This window comes from Corynebacterium sp. c8Ua_99 (genome assembly GCF_039907185.1).
GTDB classification, from domain to species: domain Bacteria; phylum Actinomycetota; class Actinomycetes; order Mycobacteriales; family Mycobacteriaceae; genus Corynebacterium; species Corynebacterium jeikeium_D.
Map to the genome: position 1 here is coordinate 1 of NZ_JASBOG010000011.1, position 20,795 is coordinate 20,795.

The 20,795-nt window shown below is 57.8% G+C and carries 17 protein-coding genes; 7 read left to right on the forward strand and 10 right to left on the reverse strand.

Annotated elements, in window-relative coordinates; genetic code table 11:
* Positions 1 to 149 precede the first annotated feature (149 nt).
* Together QKE19_RS07425 and QKE19_RS07430 are read left to right on the forward strand one after the other, a co-directional pair.
* Entirely contained in the window at positions 150 to 905 is a 756-nt protein-coding gene (locus QKE19_RS07425; protein ID WP_201844479.1) for an SDR family NAD(P)-dependent oxidoreductase, read from the forward strand.
* A 91-nt stretch (positions 906 to 996) separates the two neighbouring features.
* The gene (locus tag QKE19_RS07430) at positions 997 to 1,440 is read left to right on the forward strand and encodes a DUF2871 domain-containing protein (RefSeq protein ID WP_347890707.1); all 444 of its coding nucleotides are present in this window, start codon (positions 997 to 999) and stop codon (positions 1,438 to 1,440) included.
* A 112-nt stretch (positions 1,441 to 1,552) separates the two neighbouring features.
* On the opposite strand, the gene QKE19_RS07435 is transcribed toward QKE19_RS07430, so the two are convergent.
* The 3 genes from QKE19_RS07435 to QKE19_RS07445 are packed head-to-tail and all read right to left on the reverse strand — an operon-like array spanning position 1,553 to position 6,042.
* The gene (locus QKE19_RS07435) at positions 1,553 to 4,177 is read right to left on the reverse strand and encodes an ABC transporter permease (RefSeq protein WP_347890708.1); all 2,625 of its coding nucleotides are present in this window, start codon (positions 4,175 to 4,177) and stop codon (positions 1,553 to 1,555) included.
* Between the two features lie 21 nt (positions 4,178 to 4,198).
* On the reverse strand, positions 4,199 to 4,993 hold the full coding sequence (locus QKE19_RS07440; RefSeq protein ID WP_172954627.1) for an ABC transporter ATP-binding protein: 795 nt from the start codon (positions 4,991 to 4,993) through the stop codon (positions 4,199 to 4,201).
* A 17-nt stretch (positions 4,994 to 5,010) separates the two neighbouring features.
* Positions 5,011 to 6,042, reverse strand: a complete 1,032-nt coding sequence (locus tag QKE19_RS07445) for a pseudouridine synthase (RefSeq protein WP_049171712.1) — start codon at positions 6,040 to 6,042, stop codon at positions 5,011 to 5,013.
* A gap of 297 nt (positions 6,043 to 6,339) precedes the next feature.
* Here QKE19_RS07445 and QKE19_RS07450 point away from each other — a divergent pair, with 297 nt between their 5' ends.
* The 3 genes from QKE19_RS07450 to QKE19_RS07460 all read left to right on the forward strand — a co-directional run bounded on the left by QKE19_RS07450 (position 6,340) and on the right by QKE19_RS07460 (position 8,875).
* Entirely contained in the window at positions 6,340 to 7,239 is a 900-nt protein-coding gene (locus QKE19_RS07450; protein WP_005510554.1) for a universal stress protein, read from the forward strand.
* A gap of 344 nt (positions 7,240 to 7,583) precedes the next feature.
* The gene (locus tag QKE19_RS07455; RefSeq protein WP_049171710.1) at positions 7,584 to 7,877 is read left to right on the forward strand and encodes a GlsB/YeaQ/YmgE family stress response membrane protein; all 294 of its coding nucleotides are present in this window, start codon (positions 7,584 to 7,586) and stop codon (positions 7,875 to 7,877) included.
* 377 nt (positions 7,878 to 8,254) lie between these two features.
* The gene (locus QKE19_RS07460) at positions 8,255 to 8,875 is read left to right on the forward strand and encodes a TetR/AcrR family transcriptional regulator (protein WP_048731284.1); all 621 of its coding nucleotides are present in this window, start codon (positions 8,255 to 8,257) and stop codon (positions 8,873 to 8,875) included.
* 53 nt (positions 8,876 to 8,928) lie between these two features.
* Here QKE19_RS07460 and yidC read toward each other — a convergent pair whose 3' ends face one another.
* The 4 genes from yidC to QKE19_RS07480 form a co-directional block, all read right to left on the reverse strand.
* Positions 8,929 to 10,287: a membrane protein insertase YidC gene (yidC, locus tag QKE19_RS07465; protein WP_049171708.1), complete on the reverse strand. Its 1,359-nt coding sequence runs from the start codon at positions 10,285 to 10,287 to the stop codon at positions 8,929 to 8,931.
* A gap of 196 nt (positions 10,288 to 10,483) precedes the next feature.
* Complete coding sequence (locus QKE19_RS07470; RefSeq protein WP_069359719.1) at positions 10,484 to 10,837, reverse strand: Lsr2 family protein; 354 nt, start codon at positions 10,835 to 10,837, stop codon at positions 10,484 to 10,486.
* Positions 10,838 to 11,185: 348 nt separating this feature from the next.
* Positions 11,186 to 12,943 carry an alkaline phosphatase D family protein gene (locus QKE19_RS07475; RefSeq protein WP_347890710.1) on the reverse strand — a complete coding sequence of 586 codons (1,758 nt, stop codon included), beginning with the start codon at positions 12,941 to 12,943 and terminating at the stop codon, positions 11,186 to 11,188.
* A 160-nt stretch (positions 12,944 to 13,103) separates the two neighbouring features.
* Positions 13,104 to 13,883, reverse strand: a complete 780-nt coding sequence (locus tag QKE19_RS07480; RefSeq protein WP_070602295.1) for a DUF6474 family protein — start codon at positions 13,881 to 13,883, stop codon at positions 13,104 to 13,106.
* Positions 13,884 to 14,056: 173 nt separating this feature from the next.
* On the opposite strand from QKE19_RS07480, the gene QKE19_RS07485 reads away from it, so the two are divergent.
* Entirely contained in the window at positions 14,057 to 15,877 is a 1,821-nt protein-coding gene (locus tag QKE19_RS07485; protein WP_347890711.1) for a ribonuclease H-like domain-containing protein, read from the forward strand.
* 4 nt (positions 15,878 to 15,881) lie between these two features.
* On the opposite strand, the gene QKE19_RS07490 is transcribed toward QKE19_RS07485, so the two are convergent.
* The 3 genes from QKE19_RS07490 to QKE19_RS07500 form a co-directional block, all read right to left on the reverse strand.
* Positions 15,882 to 16,727 (reverse strand): crotonase/enoyl-CoA hydratase family protein, encoded by an 846-nt coding sequence (locus QKE19_RS07490; protein WP_258225511.1) that lies wholly within the window; start codon positions 16,725 to 16,727, stop codon positions 15,882 to 15,884.
* A 170-nt stretch (positions 16,728 to 16,897) separates the two neighbouring features.
* Positions 16,898 to 17,494, reverse strand: coding sequence for a superoxide dismutase (locus QKE19_RS07495; protein WP_005510435.1), 597 nt, complete (start codon positions 17,492 to 17,494; stop codon positions 16,898 to 16,900).
* 136 nt (positions 17,495 to 17,630) lie between these two features.
* Entirely contained in the window at positions 17,631 to 19,637 is a 2,007-nt protein-coding gene (locus QKE19_RS07500) for an alpha/beta-hydrolase family protein (RefSeq protein ID WP_240593264.1), read from the reverse strand.
* Between the two features lie 81 nt (positions 19,638 to 19,718).
* Between QKE19_RS07500 and QKE19_RS07505 the strand changes: the two genes are divergently transcribed.
* Positions 19,719 to 20,666: an L-lactate dehydrogenase gene (locus QKE19_RS07505; RefSeq protein WP_016421677.1), complete on the forward strand. Its 948-nt coding sequence runs from the start codon at positions 19,719 to 19,721 to the stop codon at positions 20,664 to 20,666.
* Positions 20,667 to 20,795: the final 129 nt, after the last annotated feature.

Genomic DNA, 20,795 nt, shown 5'->3' on the forward strand with positions numbered 1-20,795 from the left:
GTTTTACCCACGAGTAAACAGAATTAACTAGCGTTTTAGTGCTGCATTTTGCTGTTCGTATGCTTATTCCTATGCGGCGCGCTACGTCGTCGCCGTTTTAATTGCTCCTCCCAGTCAGCTGTATCTTGGAATTCATGCGAGTGGGAATCGTGACTGGAGCATCTCGGGGCATAGGCGCCGTCTTCGCCGATAAACTCGGGCAGCTACGTCCGGACCTAGATGAAATTTGGTGTGTTTCTCGTAGCTACAACGATGATTCTTCCAGCGAGGACTCTGAGCGCTCTAGGAGCCAAGGTCCTCGTCTTCGCCATCTTCGTCTAGACCAGTCCGATGATGATTTTGGCGATAAAATCCGGAATTATGTCGAGCGCCATCACGCGACGATAGTTTACTTAATCCTCAATGCCGCGTATGCGAATTATGGCGATGTTAAAACCCAGGACTTTTCGCAGGCTGATCAAATGATACAGACGAATATTCGCGGTACGGTCGCAGCGGTTTACTCGCTAAACGATCTATTCGGAAAGAACGGCCACATCATTCTCATTTCATCGATCTCAGCTGTAGCACCAACTCCAGGATTAGCGGTATACACGGCATCGAAAGCGTTTATTCGGCATTGGGGTAACAGCCTTAGGGAGGAATTAAAACCTAATGGTGTAACTGTCACTATTTGCTACCCGGGAAAGGTTAAGACCACCGCTCTCCGGGACGTCGTTAAGCAGGCGAAGTCGGTGAAGTTGCGTCTTATGCCGGAGCAGAATCTCAATTATTTAGTGGTGCGCACGTTACGTGCAGCAGAGGTCGGTCGGGCGGAGGTAGCGCCCGGCCTATATGGCCTGGTGATGACCCTATTCAAAACTGTGCCCGAACGTGTGTTGGCTCGATTCGCGCGGTTAGTTTGAGGCTTCTCTAGGTTCGCGGTATCAAACTTTCGTTTAACCCCCTGGGTTTAGTCTGTTTAGAAGCCAGTGTTATCTGAGTAGGCTACGAAGTATGCGTAAGTTATTCACAGCTGCTTCGGTCTATCTTGGTCTTGGTCTGTTTTCTGGCGTTTTCTATCGTGAATTTACCCGTGCGATGGATTTTGGGGATAAAACGCAGCTCAATACGCTGCACACGCATTTCCTTGTTCTTGGCATGATTTTCTTCTTGGTTGCGCTGGCCTTGGATGGTCAATTCAATATTTCAGCTGTCAAGGGCTTTGATCGCTGGTTCATCGTTCAGAATGTCGGTATTGTTTGGACGATTGGCATGATGGTGGCTAACGGTATCGTGCACGTTGTTTCAGGCCCGGAGGCCTGGGGTGCGATGTACTCGGGAATTGCAGGGCTCGGCCACATTATCCTGACGGTTGGCTTTGTGTGGTTCTTTATGCTTCTCAATAAGGCGCTGAAGAATCGTGAACGCGTGGATCGCAAGGCCAACGCAGCCGTATAAATTTCCAGCGGAAATGCGTGAGCCGGATAGCTGATTCAGCGTAGGCGATAAGGCGAAATAGAAACCCCGTGCAGAAACAATATCTGCACGGGGCGGTTTCATATAACGGCGACTATTCGTTTGCGATAGCGGCCAGGGGCGGTGTCTTCGCGGCCTTCTGACCAGGGCCGAGAGCAGCAATAATGCCCACAAGCGTAGACCCAAGCAGCATGAGAACGATCTGCAGCCACGGTACCGCGATAGTATTCAGGCCCTCATCCTTCAGCACGGTTAGAAGTGACCAGCCGAGGAACAAGCCGAGGACAATACCTACAACCGCGCCGAAAATGGAGATTTCCACAGATTCCAGGCGAATCATCCGGCGAATCCCCGAGCGTTGCAGGCCGACGGCCCGAAGCATGCCAATCTCCTGGCGGCGCTCGACAACCGAGAGCGCGACAGTATTGATAATTCCCAGAATCGAAATGATGACCGCCAGGGCCAGCAGCGCGTAGACGATTCCCAGCATGACATCGATAGAGGCATTAGCCAGACCCGCAAACTCCTTAGCAGTCATCACCTGTACTACGAGGTAGTCCGCAACTGCGTCGCTAAGCTTTTGCTTCATTTCATCCATGGAGCCGCTGTCTGCGGCGATGGAATCGGAGACATCAACGTAGGTCTGGAAGGGCAACAGGTGGCTGCTTTTGACATATTTGTGGGCGGCTTCGTCGGAGACCATAATCGACTGGCCTGGATCATTCGTGTCAGCAAAAATGCCGGTGACGGGGAGCCGTGTTATGCCGCCTTTGGAAACCACTGCGAGCTCAGTGCCAACGTTCCAACCATTCTTTTTCGCTGTTGACTCGCTGATGACAATTCCCGCATCCGGCTTGGCCAGATCCAGGGAGCCCTGGATGGCGCGAGTGCCGTACCATTTGCCGACGTTGGAGTTGAAAACCGACGCATTACTAGATTCCGGTCCGACTTCAGTTTGTTCGCCGTCGGAAGCTATCATCGTGGCGGCTTCCTCAGGTGGGATTACCAGTAGCGCGCCAATCGACAAGGTTGCGGTGTCGTCGACACCATCGATATCCTTCACCGCATCCTCGACACCAAGAGGCAGGGCCGAATGCGCGGTCAGAGGTGGCGAGAGCACGAAGTCAGCCGTCAGATTGGTCTCTGACCACTCATTGACCGCCTCCTTCATGGACACACCGAACATGCCAATCACAGTCACCAGCGCAAGCCCGAGCGTCAGTGCAAACGATGTGGTTCCCGTTCTGCGCGGATTGCGGTGGGAGTTCGTCGCCGCAAGCTTGCCGACGGTTCCAAAAGGCGCACCTACGACGCGCCCCAGTCCTCCGATCAGAGGCATGGACAGCGCGGGGCCGACAAGCCAGACGGAGGCTACGGCCATCACTGCACCGACACCAACGAAGATGGCACGAATCTTGGTTTCTGCGTCGTTCCACTGCAATGCCCAGGCAATGATTGCGATCGCGGCGGACGCCAGCACAGTACCGGTCCACGTCCTAGCACTGAGGCTATTGCTGGTTGTTTGATCCCCAGAGCGCATGGCTTCTACAGGAGGGACCGCGCCAGCGCGGGCGGCCGGCGTCCAGGCGGCGATCATGGTGATGGCCACGCCGACAAGGAGAGGAACGATGACTGCCACCGGTTCGAATGTCAGGCCATCGCCGGGCATGGAGATACTCATGGCATCGAGAAGCATGAATAGCCCCTGGCTCAGCCCAAATCCCGTGATGACACCTAGTGCGGAACCGATGAGGCCAACAATGAATGCCTCCAAGAGGACGGACGCAGTGAGCTGTCGTCGTGAAGCACCGAGGGCGCGGAGGAGAGCGAACTCCTTCATGCGCTGAGTGACCAGCATGGTGAAAGTATTGGAGATGATGAAGATGCCCACAAGCAGCCCGATGAGCCCGAAAGCGATGAGGAAGTAGTTGACAAAGCTTAAGGCAGAGGAGACACGTTCGGAGGCCTCCTCGGCGAGCTTAGAGCCTGCCTCTACCTTGAGCTCGGGGAATGCTTCTGCGACATCACGGGTAAGCGTGGCAGCGTCAGTGGTGGAATCGGCGGCGAGGGTGAACATGTCCATATGGCTGTCCGCGCCGTAGAGCTTGCGCCACTGATTCTGGGTGAAAAAGACCGCGAGGTAGCCGGTTTCGTCGATGGAGGTATCAGCGATGCCGACAACCTTCACCGTCGCCCGATCGAGGCGGGTGGCCACTTTGATTTCAGTGCCGACGTGGAGGTTGCCGAGTTCGGCGGTGGTGGAGTTGACGACCACCTCACCTGGTGTTTCCGGCGCGTGCCCCTCGGTAACCGTGACCTTGTTGCCCACCGCTTCGGCCGCTGGATAGTAGGGAAGACCCATCGATGGCGAACCATTGGTTTGAATCGGCTTGCCGTCGGCTCCTGTGGCCGTAATGCTGTTGTTGGGATCGCCAATGTTGAGGGCTCGGACCCCGGGGAAGCTTTCGATTTCCTGCGCGGTTTCTTCGGTGAGAGCACCGGGATTGTCAGCTGGGGCCGTCACCACCACGTCGACACCGTCATAAGCGGTACTCATTGCGCCCTTAAAGGCCTTGTCCAGCGATGATGTGAACACAAATGCGCCGGTGATGAAGGCTGTGCCCAGCACGACCGAAATAATTGTGAGCACGAGGCGCAACTTGTGCGAGGTGATATTACGCCAGGCGACGCGGCTTAGCGTGGAAGACGATGATGCCATGGGGAGAGATGACCTGCCTTCCTAAAGATTCTCAATATCTGCCATGCGCGCCAAAATATCGGCGGGCGTGGGGTTGCGAAGCTCGTCAACCACGCGGCCATCCGCGAGGAACACAACACGGTCTGCGTAGGACGCGGCGGTGGCATCATGCGTCACAATGACAACGGTCTGGCCGATGTCATCAACCGCATCGCGGAGAATCGTCAACACCTCACGGGATGAGTTCGAGTCCAAGTTGCCCGTCGGCTCATCTCCAAAGATGATCTCCGGCCGGCTGACAATGGCACGCGCACAGGCGACACGCTGCTGCTGGCCACCGGACAGTTCCGAGGGGCGGTGCGTAAGCCGTTCTTTAAGCCCGAGGCGCGTGGTGATTTCCTCGAACCACTGCTTATCCACCTTACGACCAGCGATATTGATAGGCAGGGTGATGTTCTCCGCCGCTGTCAACGTCGGCACCAAGTTGAAGGACTGGAACACAAAGCCCAGGCGGTCACGCCGCAGCGCCGTAATCTCCTTGTCCGACAGCTTCGACAGTTCCGTCGTGCCGATGTACGCGCTTCCCGACGTCGCGGAGTCCAAGCCGGCCATGCAGTGCATCAATGTCGACTTACCCGACCCGGACGGCCCCATGATCGCGGTGAACTCACCAGCGGCAAAAGAGATATCGACATGGTCCAGTGCAGTAACAGCGGCATTGCCGACACCGTACTTCTTGGTGAGCCCCTCAGCGTAGGCCGCCGCTGGTGGGGCGGAATGCTTCAAAGAAGACTCAGCGGATGATTTGGTGGGGCGTTTTGCATGCTTGGCAGACATGGGGGAGGGGCTCTCTTCTAATTAGATTTGATCAACGGCGAATTAATATCCGGCAGCGAAAGCGGATTGAAAACGCTGCGACGGGAATGGAACGTTCGTTGTTCCCCAGTCACGGGGTCAGCGAAACTCATTTCAACACAGACCAGGTGCAGGGGCTCCGAGGTATTCTCGGCCTCCAGCGGCAGAATCTCCGGGTAGTACTGGTCACCCAGGATGGGAAAGCCCAGTTCACTCAAGTGCAGCCGCAGCTGATGAGTGCGTCCGGTGATGGGCTTCAATTGCCACAGCGCAACGCGACCACTGTCGGCAGCGAGGCCGTCGGCGTCCGAAGGCACGTCGACAAGCGAAATGCGCTCGATGATGGTGTGGGCGTTTGGCTCGCCCTCGAGAGTATAAGCCTGCATCTGGCCAGCAATTTTGTGCTGTCGTGTGCGCAATTCCAGTGGGGTCTCGGGCAGGGCTTCGCTGGCCGCGCCAGCGATGGGTGTAGGCGACGTCAGTGCGTGGTAGCGCTTAGTGACTTCCCCCGATGCGAAAAGCCCCTGGTAGGCGCCGCGAACCTCGCGCCGGGCGGTAAAGATGAGCAACCCCGACGTCAGCCTGTCGAGGCGATGCGCGGGAACCAACTCCGGATTACCCAGCTCCCGCCGCAGGCGAACCACAGCAGTTTCCGTAATGTGTCGGCCGCGCGGCATCGTTGCCAAAAACGACGGCTTGTCGACGACCACAAGGTTGTCATCTTGAAAGACAATCGGCATCGGCCCCGCGATTGTGCGCTCCGGTGCCGGGGTGCGGTAAAACCACATTTCCGCGCCGGGCTTCACCATGTCATCTGGACTGTAGGGCACTGAGTTGGCGCGAACGACGAGCCCATCTGCAAAACGCTTGGCCACAGCCGCTTCATCATCGTCTGGGTGGCGGTAGGTTTGACCTGCGATAGCGCCTGCGAGCAGATCCCACGCACGGGTGGGGGCATCGCCACGACGCCCGGGAGCGGCGATGCGGGAGGGGTTGAGCCCATCGCGAATGGGCAGTGGCATGCGACGCATACGGCTGACTTTAACAGGTGCCCCGGATTCACCCGGCGGGCAAGCGGAGCTGCTGGCGCAGGGCTGTGCTGGTACCGCCCCTAATGGCGTAGGTGGACAACATTCTGCCCTGTCGGTCGCAACATAATGGGGGTAGGGTGGAGGTGAAAGTAATAAAAGGGTTGGCTCGGAAGAGTTGACTAAATAGCAAAGCTTGTCCATTAAAATGGCGTCCAAGCAGGTGCGATAGGTGTAGCTGCGTTGCGGTCGGGCCGCGGAGAGCCAATTTTTATGGATCGCATAATAAGGAGGCAATCAATGCCAAGGCAGAACATCATTGTGTGCGCGGTCGATGGCTCGGAGGCATCCAAGACCGCCGTCAAGTGGGCCGCTAACACCGCAGTGAAGCGCGGTGAGCCGCTCCGTCTGGTCAGCAGCTACTCCATGCCGCAGTTCCTCTACGCAGAGGGCATGGTTCCGCCGCAGGAGCTTTACGACGATCTTGAGGCCGAGACCCTGGAGAAGATTAACGAGGCCAAGAAGATTGCCCTCGACTTCGCACCGTCAGTAGATGTCAGCCACCAGATTGAAGAGGGCAGCCCGATTGACATGCTGCTCGACCTGTCTGAGCAGGCAACCATGGTGGTTATGGGCTCTCGCGGTCTGGGTGGGCTCTCTGGCATGGTCATGGGTTCGGTTTCCGCCGCTGTTGTTTCCCACGCATCGTGCCCGGTTGTTGTTGTCCGCGAGGACAACCTGGTCACCGATGAGACCAAGTACGGTCCTGTCGTTGTCGGTGTCGATGGCTCCGATATTTCCGAAAAGGCAACGGAGTACGCATTCCGTGAGGCCGATGCCCGTGGTGCCGAGCTGATTGCAGTTCATACCTGGATGGATATGCAGGTACAGGCTTCCCTGGCTGGCCTTTCTGCAGCTCAGAGCCAGTGGCAGGTTGTGGAAGAGGAGCAGAAGGCTCTGCTCGGCCACCGTCTGGAGAAGTACGCTAAGAAGTACCCGGAAGTGGCCATCAAGAAGGTTGTTACCCGCGACCGCCCGGTTCGTGCTCTGGCTGATGCCTCGGAAGGCTCGCAGCTGCTGGTCGTCGGCAGCCACGGCCGCGGAGGTTTCAAGGGCATGCTGCTCGGCTCCACTTCGCGTGCACTCCTGCAGGCGGCTGCTTGCCCGATGATGGTCGTCCGCCCGGAGACTGACGCCTAAAGCGCCCTTCGAGGGGGCTGAGAAAAGACGCCGGCGGCGGTCGTCGAGGCGCGGTTAGCGCCGAGAGTAGAAACCGTTACCGAATATTTATAAGTAGAACCTAGCCGGTTTCCGACAGGTGTCGGGGCCGGCTTCGGTTTATCCAAATGAGGCCTCTCGTCTGCATAAACCCTGTTTTCATGCAGAAAGTGCAGATTTTATAAGAGTTTTCCTGTGGCTATCCGACTGTTATCTCGCTAGTTTCTCAGTGGCCGAAATGGCCTGATAGTGCTTGCAGTGTATGCAAGAGTTTTCGGAAAGACTTATAGTTGAGTCAGAACGATTTCGGGAAAGGAATATCTATCATGAACGAGATTCTTCTTGCTGCCTCCTTTAGTCCCACGATGGGCTTCATCAGCTGGATTATCATCGGTGGTCTTGCCGGCTGGATCGGCTCTAAGATCATGAACACCGATGAACAGATGGGCGTCGTCCTGAATATCGTCGTTGGTATCGTCGGTGGTTTCTTGGGCGGTTGGCTGCTCACCCTGTTCGGCGTTGATGTCGCCGGTGGCGGAAAGTTCTTCAGCTTCCTCACCTGTCTGCTCGGCGCCGTGATCCTGTTGTGGATTGTCGGCCTGGTTCAAAAGCGCAAGTAAGCCAAGCAAAACAGCGCGACTATGCACGAAGCGTCGTAACGCTGCTATCTACTGGATAGTGAGCTAGAGCGCGGGGCATCTCATCAACATTGAGATGCCCTTTTTTTGTTGTGCGGTTGTCGTGAAGTTGGCGTTCTGCGATTGTCGCGACATCTGTTGGGGGCGGCAATCATCGCACGCTAAAGTAGGACTAGAGGCTGAAAGACTGACTAGTTTGTTCTTTTACAAAATCACAGTCGCAGATACGCCTACAATGGAATATCACAGACTATGAACGCCCTGTTCAGTGCTCTGAAAGCAATGGCGCTAATGCCGGTGTTTGCGAGTAAGCAGCTGTTAGAACGGGGTGTGACTTTGGAAGGACGAGAGGTACTGCCGTGGCAGAAGCGACAACGGGCAAGGGCGCAAAAGGCGGCCGCGCTTCCTCTCGCCGTCGTAACCGCCCCAGTCCGCGGGAGCGCCTCCTGGCATCAGCGACAACTCTGTTTACAACAGAGGGTATCCGCGTTGTCGGCATTGACCGCATCCTGCGGGAAGCTGATGTGGCCAAAGCCAGCCTGTATTCGTTGTTTGGATCCAAGGACAAGCTAGTCATTGCATATCTGCAAGACCTCGACGCCAAATGGCGGGAGGCTTGGGAGCAGCGAGTGGCCTCGTTGGATACCCCGGCGGAGAAGATTCTCGCGTTCTTTGATCAGTGTATTGCGGAGCAGCCGGCAATCGACTTCCGTGGTTCACACTTCCAGAATGCGGCTAGTGAATATCCGCGGCCGGAAACGGAGTCGGAGCAGGACATCCGTCAGGCCGCAGCCGATCACCGTTCCTGGGTTTGGCAACAGCTACACACGCTGCTGACTGAAAATGAATCTAGTATGCCGTCCGCTCACGCAAATATGCTGTTGCTCTACCTCGACGGCGGCCTCGCGGGTGCCAAGATGTCCAAAGACCTGAACCCGCTGCAGATGGCGCGCGACCTGGCCCGTGACCTGGTCACGTAAATACTTAATTCCCTTTTTTAACGCGTCGTAGTTCTTGCCTTTTTACTCACGGGCTAATCTCGGAAGCGTTTCCAGTCCGACTCCTTTGAGCCGGTGGCTTTCTTAACCATATTCTTCGTATTCTGGCCGAGTAGCATTCCCAGGTTCTTTGCAATCAGAATTGGCTTCGGCCGTTTCTGTGCTTTTTGCGCTTTCTCGGCTTGTCGTTTCATGTCGTCCCGCACTTTAGCCAGGCCGGGAAGCGGCGGAACTATACCCGAGGAAATCTTCATATCCTGCGTCAGGGATGGCAAATTGTCCTGAGCACCAGGCCGCATCTGGGTCACCATGTAGCGAACCTTCGCAATTTTCAAAGCCTGGGCATATTCTTCTTCCTGCTTTGCTTTACGGCGGTCCCGCGATTCCTTCTCAATAGCGGCATATTCGCTCTTATGCTGCTTTATCTTCCACGGAGCGAATGCGGATTTGATATAAAAGTGACGCTTGGCCTGCTTTAACTTCTTCTTTTCTTCCCGCTCCGATTCGTATTCACCCTTTTGGTGGTTTTGAAGAGTTCGGAAATCGTCCGTGAGCGGGTAGGTCTTTTCCACATAGCGGGTGAGAATGATATTTTGGGTCAGTGTCCAGAAGTTATTGGTGACCCAGTAGACAATTAGAGCCACAGGTGTTGGGCCAAAGAAACCCGCGAAGAGGATCATCAGCGGTGCGTAGATAAGCATTACGCGCATGAATTTGCTGAGGAATACACTGACGCTATTGGAATAGTCGAGAGTGCGCTGCAACCGGCGGTAGGAAACGACCAAGTTAAAACCGGTGAAAAAGGCCGCTGCCACGATGCCGATAATGCAGAAAGTTAACAGCGAATCATGATTGCCCCCGAGGATTTGCAGTTGCTCCGGGTCCATGCGCAGATATGCGGGTAGAGGCTGTCCCAAGAATGTCGCGCTCAGAAAGTCGGAGATCTCATCCTTAGAGATGAATCCGACATTATGAGACGCAGGCAGCCCAGGCCCCTCAGACGCCCGCAGCATGTGCCTCAGCATGCGAACAAGGCCCATAATCACGGGAATCTGGACGAAGAGGGGCGCCAGCATTACGGAGGTCTTAATCCCCTCTGCTTTGCGCATTTCCTTGCTGGCAAAGTTTACGTATTGTGGCGAGTTCGGCTCGATGCTCCTGCGGTAGCGCTCCTTGAGCATAAAAAGCTGCGGCCGTAGGTTGGCTGTCTTGCGCGCCGAGATAAATTGCTGGAACGCGAGAAACGCTAAAGCGCCACGCACCGTAAACACCAGCAGGAAGAGAGAAAGCGTCCAGGACAGAGAAGACGGCAGGTGAAACACTGAGGCCAGTAAAAGGTGCCACGCCTTAAGGACAAACGAGACCAGCCAAACGAATGGTTCCAAAATGACCACGGGCCGACTCCTCCATGTCAAGGATAAGAAAAGTAAGACAACCGGATGAGGCCGGTGTGCCAATTCCAGCCGCTATCCTAGCGACTCGAATTACCTGCCCCAACTTTAAAACAGGGCCCCGCTGTGGCGGGACCCTGTTTTAAAGATAGTAAAGCTGGGTGAAACCCAGTGGAAGGCAAACGGACCTGGGTGAGAACTAGTTAGCGCTCTCGTACTTTTCAATAATGTGCTTTGGCAGCGCACCACGGTCTGCAACATCCATGCCATTCTCTCGTGCCCACTGGCGAATCTTGCGATTGCGATCACGGGCCTCAGCGGCATTGGGATTAGCGGAAGAGCGCTTACGCGGAGCTACAACCGTGCTGTGATCAATGGAAGCTTTCGCAATATACGGTTCTAATACCTGCTCGAACTTCTCTGCATTTTCCTGAGAGAGGTCGAGAATGTAGTTCTTACCGCGGAAAGAGAAACGAACGACTTGGTGATCTGCGGAATCAAGCGGAGTCCCATCGAGGTCGTCGATGTACTGAATTAGTTCGCGGCGTGCCATAGAATCCCTGCCTAAGCTTGGTGCTGAACTTGTAATAATGAAGAAGGCTTACAGTGAAACTTCAATACGGTGAAACTTCAAATTAATATCGAGCCCTTTTTTCTTTCCCCCACAGTATAAGTGCAAAGAAATTTAATGTCTATTGACGATAATTGAGCTCGATTGTGCAACTTATATTGAATACATGGTCTGTTAATAATTCGATTAATTGTGCACAAGAACTTGGGGTATTAAAAAGACGGCCCTGCATGTTGTGCAGGGCCGTCGTGAACAGCAACTACGCCACTGAGGGCGCAATGCGGGGTGCGCTCTCGGTAGTCGTCGTAAAGCGAAAGGACGAGAAGGCGCTTAAGCCTGGGTCATGCCCTGACCCGGCTTGCCGCGGTAGGTAGCGGCGACGAAAAGCGGCTGGTCCGGTTCTTCCTTGACCTCGACAAGGCGGTACTCAGAGGTAACGTCCTCGCGGCCGAAGTAGACGGCAGTGTAGCCGTGGCGGTCGAACTCGAGGTAGTTGACGTACGGGTTCGCAGCCTTGAGTCCAGCGGTAGCAGCCAAGGAAATCGGGTTGTCCTGAGGCAGCTTCACAATGTCATCGATATTCGGGGCGCTGACGGAAGTACAGACAATCTCAATAGCGGCAATGCCGGCACTCGGGTGCTCGCCCGGGACCTTCGGTACGTTGCAGTTCCAGGAGGAGTGAATATCGCCGGTGAGGAAGACAACGTTGTCGTAGCCTTCCTTATCCATGATGTTGATCAGCTTACGACGCTCAGCAGCGTAGCCATCCCACTGATCCAAGTTGTACGGCAGGCCGTCCTGAGGCAAGCTCAGCAGCTCAGTGACGGCGCGGGTGGCCTCCGGATCCAGCGGCGGAACCAGCACCGGAGTGAACATGACGGAGTTGCCCACGACACGCCACTTTGCGCTCGAGGAACGCCACTGGCCGAGCAGGTAATTGAACTGCTCAGAGCCGAGCATGGAGCGGTTCTCATCATCGGTCTCGCCAGCGCGGATGAACTTCAGCTGCTGGTCACGGTAGGTGCGCAGGTCCAGCATGGTCAGGTCGGCGAGATCGCCGAAACGGAAGCTGCGGTAGAGCTTTCCGCCCTGGGAGAACGGGACAGCGCGAACCGGCAGCCACTCCAGGTAAGCCTGGATAGCGGCGTCGCGGCGGGCAATGTAGTCGCCTTCGGTCTCCGGGTCGTGGTTCTCAGCGCCACTGTGCCAATCATCGTTGGCGACCTCGTGGTCATCCCAGGTCACAATCCACGGCTTTGCGCGGTGAGCTTCCTGCAGGTCCGCATCGGTACGGTACGTGGCGTAGCGCAGGCGGTAGTCAGCGAGAGAAATGATCTCGTGAGCCGGCTTGTGGTCACGAACCGGGCCCTTGCCGGAGTAGCCACCGGCCTCGTACTCGTAGATGTAGTCACCGACACACATAATGATGTCGATGCGGTCATTTTCCGCCATGTCGCGGTAAGCGGAGAAGAAGCCACTTTCCCAGTTAGCGCAGGAAGTCAGCGCGATGCCCAGGTGATCTGGCGAGGAGTTCACCGGCGGCGCAGTGCGAGTCTGGCCGATCGGGGAAACCTGGCCCGCGTGATCACCAGCGGTGACGGTAAAGCGGTAGAAGTAGTAGGAATCAGCGGAGAGACCCTTGACATCAATCTTGACGGTGTTGTCAGCATCCGGGTCGGTGTTCAGGGCACCAGAGGCAACGATGTTGCCGAAGCCCTCATCAGAGGCGACTTCCCACTTCAGTGCAACAGGACGGCCCTGGTTTGCACCTGCGGTGTCGCCTGGGTGCGAGGTCACTCGAGTCCAGATAAGGACCGAGTCCGGCAGTGGGTCGCCAGAGGCCACGCCGTGTTGGAATACCTGAAAACCACCGGAACCGCCAGCGTTAGCTGGGGACTGTGACTCAGGATTGGCCCCCGCACTGGTAGCGGTTGCCAGGCCGATGGCTCCGGCAGCAGCACCGGTAGCGCCGGCACGCAGTACGGCACGACGAGAAGGGGTGAATGGCTTTTGGGCTGTTGCGTCGCTGTACGAGACCGCACCGTTCAGATTCGAGGCTGCAGTCTGAGATTTATCTGAAGATGGCATAGTCCTCATTACAGTAGTTCTCAGTACGTAGCGCCATTGGTGGGAAAAAATAGCCCGATACGGGGGTAATAAGAGCAAAAGCGCGACTGTTGCTGTTCAACAACAGTCGCGCTCAATTCGATGAATCTCGGCGAGTGGCCTCAACCTGAAGCGGCCGGGTTTACGCGCCCAGCTCCGAAATAATCTGGCGGTCCAGCGAATCCAGCTCCGCGGTAATGGAGTGGTGCGCGCGACGACGCTGCTCCGGGGTCATCTTCTCGGCAGTATTAATAGCATCAGTCATGACATCCAGACGCGAGTTGGCGTCCTTGATAAAACCATCGATGCCCTTGGCGCCCGACTTACGCAGCTCCGTCAGCGAACCGCGAGTAGCCTCAATGCGGGCCAGCAGCGGTGCACCGTGCCCCTGGTAACGAGCGGCATCATTAGCGGAAACACCGAACTTCTGCGCGGCCGACGAGTGTTCACGGCGCTGAATGGCAGTGATAGCGCGGTAGGCCAGCGGAACCAGCACCGGTACCAGCAGGCGCGCGCCACCGATCCACGACTTTGCCTTGTCCTTGTTGAAGCCCTGGCTGCGCTGCTGTGCCAGGATCTTCTCGGCCATCTTGGTCTGGTGACGCTGCTTGGCAGCCAGCGCCTTCTTCTCGTCCTTGGCACTTGCCTTGCGGATCTTCTCCGCGCGCTTCAGAGCACGGTTTTCCAGCTTGAGTTCCTTCTTACCGAGCTTTTCCTCAGAACGAACGCGGCCAGCGGCCTCCTTCAGCTCCAGCTTGTGCTGGTGCTTCTGGTCGCGCTTAGCGGCCTTGACCTCAGCCTTGTGTGCCTTGCGATTAAGTCGAGCTGCGTGGCGAGCCTCTTCCTTAGCCTTCGCCTTGGCAGCCTTCACCTGCTTGGCGGTTTCGCGCCGACGCTCACGGATGTCACCCAAGAAGCTCATTTTTTCCTTCGCCTAGTTGCTCGCAGATAGTCCCTCCGGAAAAGCGGGGCGGAAAACCCTTAAACCCCACCGCGCCGGAGTGCGCTTGCCAGATGCAGTGGCTGCATCACGATTCTTGCTATCCAAGCTTAACGTGAAACTTCCTACCGAGTGGCGATACGCTAATTCTCATTGTGACTGATTCATCCGTTTCGCGCCCGCTTCTCCACGCGAGCGACCTCATCGGCTGCCGCTACCGGCTGAGCCTCGACCTGCGCGAGGGGCGGCTAGTCGAACCTGCTTCTCACCACGAGCACCGCTTGCCGACGTCCATCGCGTCCATCCCCGGCCTGTACACAGTGACCTCGGGGCCGGACGCTCACCTGGATACCCTTGAGGCCATCGCCCGTGGAGAAAGCGTCATCGCCGGTGGCGTGCTCATGCATGAGCGCCCGATTCCCGGTGGGGTGTACTCGGGAATCGACGAGATTTGCCACCCCGATCTGCTGGTCAAGGTCGATGATTCACCACAGACGACCTCTCCGACGTACATGCCGGTCCTGGTTGTCACACGGCACCTGCTCTCTGCGCGCAAACAGGGCCGGCGGCGTAAGCCGTCGTCAAGCAATGCGGCGCGTGCGGCGGCGATGCAGGTACGACTGCTGGGCGTTGACCGGCTCGGGCGTGATGGCGTGATGGGGCGGACCCTGCGTCAGGCGATGGTTGTCACGGATGAGTGGAAGCTACGGCATTACGGACCCGATGCTGTGAAGCTGGGGCAGGCGGCGGCGATGCTGCACCGGCTGGGCGTGTCCTGTGGTCTGGTGGGGGCGATTAGTGCCACCGGAATGAATCTGGATACACGGCATATCGTCATTGCTGATGAGGGCTCGCGCGTCGCCTCGTACCGGATGGCGTTGCGGGACGCGCGTGATGCCGTCGCTGCCACTCAGGGGCGACCGTCACGATTTACGCCGGGCACCTGGCCGCTGGCGCCGCGGCGCATCCGGGAGTGCCGAACCTGCCATCACCACGACCGTTGCTTCGATGAGCTGACCGCAAGTGACGACATTTCCCTCCTTCTACCTGGGGATAAGTCCATGCGGTTGCGCAGCGTGGGCATCGACACGGTCACGGCATTGGCGCAGGCGAGTACCAACACTCCGCACGTCAGCAAGGAGCAGGTGTGGATGGCGAGGGCGCGGCTTGCCGACGTCGACGCGCTCCGGGTAGCCGCCAAGACATCGGCCCCGCGTGGCGATGTCGAGATGGACATCGATATGGAGGCGTATCCCAACGATGGCGCCTACCTGTGGGGAACATGGGTGCCCAGGGAGGACTACCGCGGCTTCATCACCTGGGAGCCACCGGGGCCAGAGGGGCTCGGCGGCACGGCGGAGGCCAGGAACTTTGCGATTTTCTGGGATTACCTGATGCGGCGTCGAAATGCGGCGCATGAACAAGGCAAGACCTTCCGCGCCTATTGCTGGGCGGCAGAGGGCGAGAACTATTGGCTACGTCAGAGCGCTACCCGGTTCGGCGGCCAGGAATTTGTGGTGCCCGCAGATTCGGCGGATTTGGCCACGGGCGATGTGGCTGGTTCCGGTTCCGAGGCAGCTGGCCCGACAAAGATTGTGCGGGTGCCGACCCGCGAAGAAGTGGACAAGTTCATTGCCTCGGAGGACTGGGTGGACATGCTGAAGGTTGCCCGTCGCCAGATCCTCTCCACCGTCGGCATGGGGCTGAAAGTCGTGGCCCCGTGGTCGGGCTTCCACTGGCGCGACGCCGATGTTGACGGCGAGGCATCGCTGGATCTGTATCGCATTGCGACGGCCACTGACCTCGACTTTGTCGCGGAACAGTCCTTTGAAAAGCTCACGCAAGCCGAGGCTCGCGCTATGCTACTGCGCTACAACGGCGATGACTGCCGGTCGGTAGCCCACGTCCGCGACTGGCTGGATTCACAGCGCGCGGCCGAGGACCTGCCGCATGGGGATGACCTGCCGGTTCCGTAGCGCGCTAACCACGCGTCCACGTGCCGCGCCGGGCGAACTTAGGGGAGACCTTCTTCATCGCAGCATTGCGAATGATGGCCGTGTTCTTGCGGGCTAACAGCAGCAACTGCTGTGTGCGCTCGGCACGGAATGTTGAGCGAGGGGAGCGGTGCACATCGCGGAAAAGCCGCTTCGTCGCCGCCAGCTGATCCGGCGAACGCGTCGCCAGCTGTGCCAACTTCTCCTTGGCCAGTTCAAGCGCAGCGTCCTCCGTGTCCACGGCCCACGTCGCCAGACCAATCTCAGTTGCTTCCTTGCCGTTGAGTTCTTCGCCAGACATAGTCAGCCAACGTGCAGTATCGGCGCTGACCTCGTCGAGAATGGTTCGCATACCGGACATATCCGGAATCAGCCCCCACTTCGCTTCGAGGATTGACCACTTGGCATCGCTCGTCGTAATGCGGAAATCAGCACCTAGCGCAATCTGTAGACCACCGCCGTAGCAGTGCCCATGCACCGCCGCAATGACCGGCACCGGCAGGCCTCGCCAGTCCCAGCAGGCGCGCTGGAACAGGTTTGTGCCGTGGATATCGGGGACGAATGAGCGCAGGATGCGTGAGGGCTTCTTAAATGCCGAGGCGAAATCGAGTCCAGCGCAAAACGATTTGCCCTCGCCACGTAGGATTACGCCACGCAGATTACGGTCAGCTGCCAGTTTCCGGGCGACGGCGGACAGCTCGGTCAGCATCTCAAGTGTTAGACCGTTGAGTTTGTCTCCGCGGTCCAAACTGACGACAGCGATTTTCGCCGCCTCTGAATCAGCTACGGCGAGGTATTCATAGGCGACGTTGACATTGTTGCTGGTGTTCATGGGCACTAACGCTAAACGACGGCTACGTGTGCCGCCCGGGAAATACCAAAAGTGGTCTCAAACAAGACACAAAAAACCGACCCGCTGAGGGTAAGCCCCGTCAGCGAGCCGGTAAGCCATCTTTAGCGCGCGGCAGGGACGCGTAAAAAGCCGCGCGCTGTTAGCTGAAATTACTTGGCAGCTGCGAACAGCTCTGCAGCGTAATCCCAGTTGAAGACGTTCCAGACAGCCTTGACGTAGTCAGCCTTGACGTTCTTGTACTGCAGGTAGAAAGCGTGCTCCCACATATCCAGCAGCAGAACCGGCTTCAGGTTGATGGACAGGTTGCCCTGCTGATCCGTCATCTGCTCAATAACCAGGCGCTCTGCAATGGTGTCGTAACCCAGAACAGCCCAGCCGGAGCCCTGCAGGCCCAGAGCAGCAGCGTTGAAGTGAGCCTGGAACTTCTCGAAAGAGCCGAAGTCGCGCTCGATAGCCTCAGCCAGCTCACCGGTCGGCTGGCCGCCACCGTTCGGGGACAGCAGCTTCCAGAACAGGGAGTGGTTGGTGTGGCCACCCAGGTTAAAGGCCAGGTCCTTGGACAGGCCGGTAACAGCTGCGAAGTCGCCGGACTCGCGAGCAGCAGCGAGCTTCTCCAGAGCAGCGTTGGCGCCGTTGACGTAATTAGCGTGGTGCTTGCTGTGGTGCAGCTCCATAATCTCGCCGGAGATGTGCGGCTCCAGAGCGTCGTAAGCGTAATCCAGCTCAGGAAGTTCGTACTTAGTCATTAGGAAAATTCCTCCTCAACACGTTTTTAGGTTGTGCCGTCGATGGTACTCAAGATGAGTGGATGCGCAACCATTTAAGCAATACAATTAATGCGAAATTCATAAAAAATGCTGTTCAGGGATATCTGTCACAAGTTTATGAACGCGGCGGCTGAGTGCGGCGAATCCACTTACTCACGCGCTTGAAGCGCATTCCGGCTGCGCCACCCAGGTCGTCGTCAAGCGGAATGTCGAGGATGGAAGCCCACGTTGGCAACATTTCTTCCTCGTACCGGTGGCCGTGACCACCGGGGACGGTGACGGAGGCGAGGCCGTCGATAAGCACCTGCCAGAAGGTGACGAACGGATGCCAGCGCATGGAGGGGAGAACATCGCGGCCGACGCGCTCTGCAAGCCAGTCGGGGCGGCGCCAGGCCAGTGGGTAATCCCACCAAACGATGGGGTCAGAGGCATGCTGCAGGAATGCGACGCGCGGGAATTCCCACGGCCCGAACTTGGTGCCATAGAAGGAGTGGTACAGCTCGTCGGGGCGCGTAGCGAAGCGGATGTTTCGCCCCTCGTCGATGACTGGAGCGATTTCCGGAGACCCCTTTGTCCGACGGTGCGTCAGCTCTTTCCACATCGCGGAGAACTGTGGTGCGCCCGTCCAGACAGCACCGTCGACGCGTGCGAGCATGTCAGCGGAATTCTCGAATGCGCCGAGACCGCCAAACCCGCCGAGGGATTCACCGGCGACGTAGACCTTTGGCCGGTCGTTCTCCGGCATCTTGTCGACTTCCTGCAACACCCGATGGATAAGGGTGTGGCCAGCCGCGATTGGGGTTTCGTGGTCCGTTAGCCATGCCACTGGGGAGGGGAGGTCAGAGTACTGCAGAGCGACAGTGGCGCAGTTGCCAAGGGTCAAGAACTCTGCAGCCTGCGCCGACCACGGTGGCACCCAACCGGTGCCGGTGGTGGTGAAGACAACCAGATGATCGCGCCGAAACGCGCCGGTGCGGTGCATCTCGCGGATGATGAGCTCCGCCTGTTCCCGCAGAGAACGACCTGGCACCTTGCCCGCATAAATGCGGATGGGTTCCTGCAGTTCGGAGAGCGGCTTGCCAGTGACCACCGCCAAATCTCGGGCACGGGGGCCTTCGGCGACGAAGACGCGCCCCTCGGCGCCGAGTGCGTACCACGGCTCCAAAGACCATGGACTCCCGGAACGTTCCGGCTCCCAGGGCTGCATGCGGCCTGGAACTACCAGGGTATTCAGGTATCGGGACTTCTTGGCGATGGACTCCAAAGTCCGACGGATAAGCAGTCGATCAATGCTGGCGGCCACGGCACCACCGACGATGGCACCGCTGAGAACCGGGGCGAGACCGCGCGGCAGCCAGGGGCGGAGGTTGTCCCGCAGTAAGTCATAGCCGCGATTGGCCAGCGCGGAGAGCCCCCGAGTGGTCAGGTAGAGACCACTGGCAATCATTGTGGAGGCGAACTGGCTGCGTGCGGATTCCTGCTCATCCTTGCCCACCAGGCGGCCAATTTCGCGCTGCTGGGAAATGGAGCGCAGCCACAGCGCCGCGGTGGTGGCCGTGGTGGCAACATGCCAGGTCACGGCCAGTGCGCGCTCGTGTCGAGGTGCCGGCGCAAAGCGGCTGAGCGGAGTGCTGGCCAGACGCCGCATCGTCGTGTTGTAGCCATAGCCGATAGCCACCCCGGTGACATGGCCCGCCAGCTGTGCCAGGAAGGTCACAGTAACGGTGGCGATCCGAGTACGCGGCATCAGCGAGGGGCTAAAGGCAGCCCATGACGCAATTTCTGCACCAATTAGACCGGGGTTGGAGGGAATGCCCGCTCGCAGTGCGCTGCGGATAGTGCCAGGGCCGGTACCTAGGAGACGTTCGCGAAAGACTTTGGTCGCCATCAGACTGCCGGTGCCGACTGCGCCCAGCGCTTTGGCCATGCCAGCTGTGCCAGCGACTCCTGTAATTCCCGTTCGCGCTGCTCGTGCAGCTCGCACTGTCCTGGTGGTTTCGATTGGCTGAGCTACAGGTGTGTTGCCCGTAGACGCAATCGAGGGCGCAATCGAAGTAAATGCGCGACGCAGGAATCCCATAACTCCCATCATGGCAAAATTTTTTCCACGGGGTTTATTCATCTCGCGCCAGTTTTCCGCACAAAGCGTAGCCTGTGGGGTGTCGCAACGTTTTCCGAATCGGTTGAGAAGGATCCGAGGGCTATGAAGCTATCCACAGGAAATAAGGTCGTGCTGATCGGCGCTGGCGACGTCGGCGTGGCATATGCATACTCACTGGTCAACCAAGGCACTGTCGACCATTTGGCAATCATTGACATCGACGAAAAGAAGACGATGGGCAACGTCATGGACTTAAACCATGGCGTCGTGTGGGCGTCGTCGCGCACCAAAGTCACTCAGGGCACGTACGCCGACTGTGACGATGCCGCGCTGGTAGTCATCTGTGCAGGCGCAGCACAAAAGCCCGGCGAGACTCGCCTACAGCTGGTGGACAAGAACATGAAAATTATGAAGTCCATCGTCGATTCCGTCATGGCCAGCGGTTTTGATGGGCTCCTACTGATCGCCTCCAACCCCGTCGACGTACTCACATACGCCGCGTGGAAGTACTCCGGGCTGCCACACAACCGTGTCTTCGGCTCCGGCACCATCCTGGACACCGCACGTTTCCGTTACATGCTGGGTGAATACTACGATGTTTCCCCGATGAGCGTGCACGCATACATCATTGGTGAACACGGCGACTCCGAGCTGCCGGTGTTGTCCAGCGCCAACGTTGCAGGCGTCAGTCTGTCCAAGCGCCTCGCCGCCGACCCCGCGCTTCACGACGAGCTGGAGGACATCTTCATCCGAACCCGTGATGCCGCCTACGAGATTATCGATGCCAAGGGCTCCACTTCCTACGGAATCGGTATGGGGCTGGCCCGCATTACGCGCGCCATTTTCCAGAACCAAGAGGTAGCTCTGCCGGTCTCCGCATACTTGCAAGGTGAATACGGTCATGAGGACGTGTTCATCGGAACACCAGCCATTGTGAACCGTCGAGGAATTCGCCGCGTTATCGAGCTTGAGCTGGACGAATACGAAAAGAAGCAGCTGGACAAGTCCATTCAGACGCTCCGAGATGTGCAGGATCCATTCTGGAAGTAACTGCTGGTAGCGAGAGTAGATGTCTTCTCGACATGCGCTTTCGGCCGTCTCATTTGAGAATGAGAATGCCCACCTTCTATTGGCCCGCGTGGCCGACTCTGGCCAACGCTTCGTCTTCAACACAGGAGT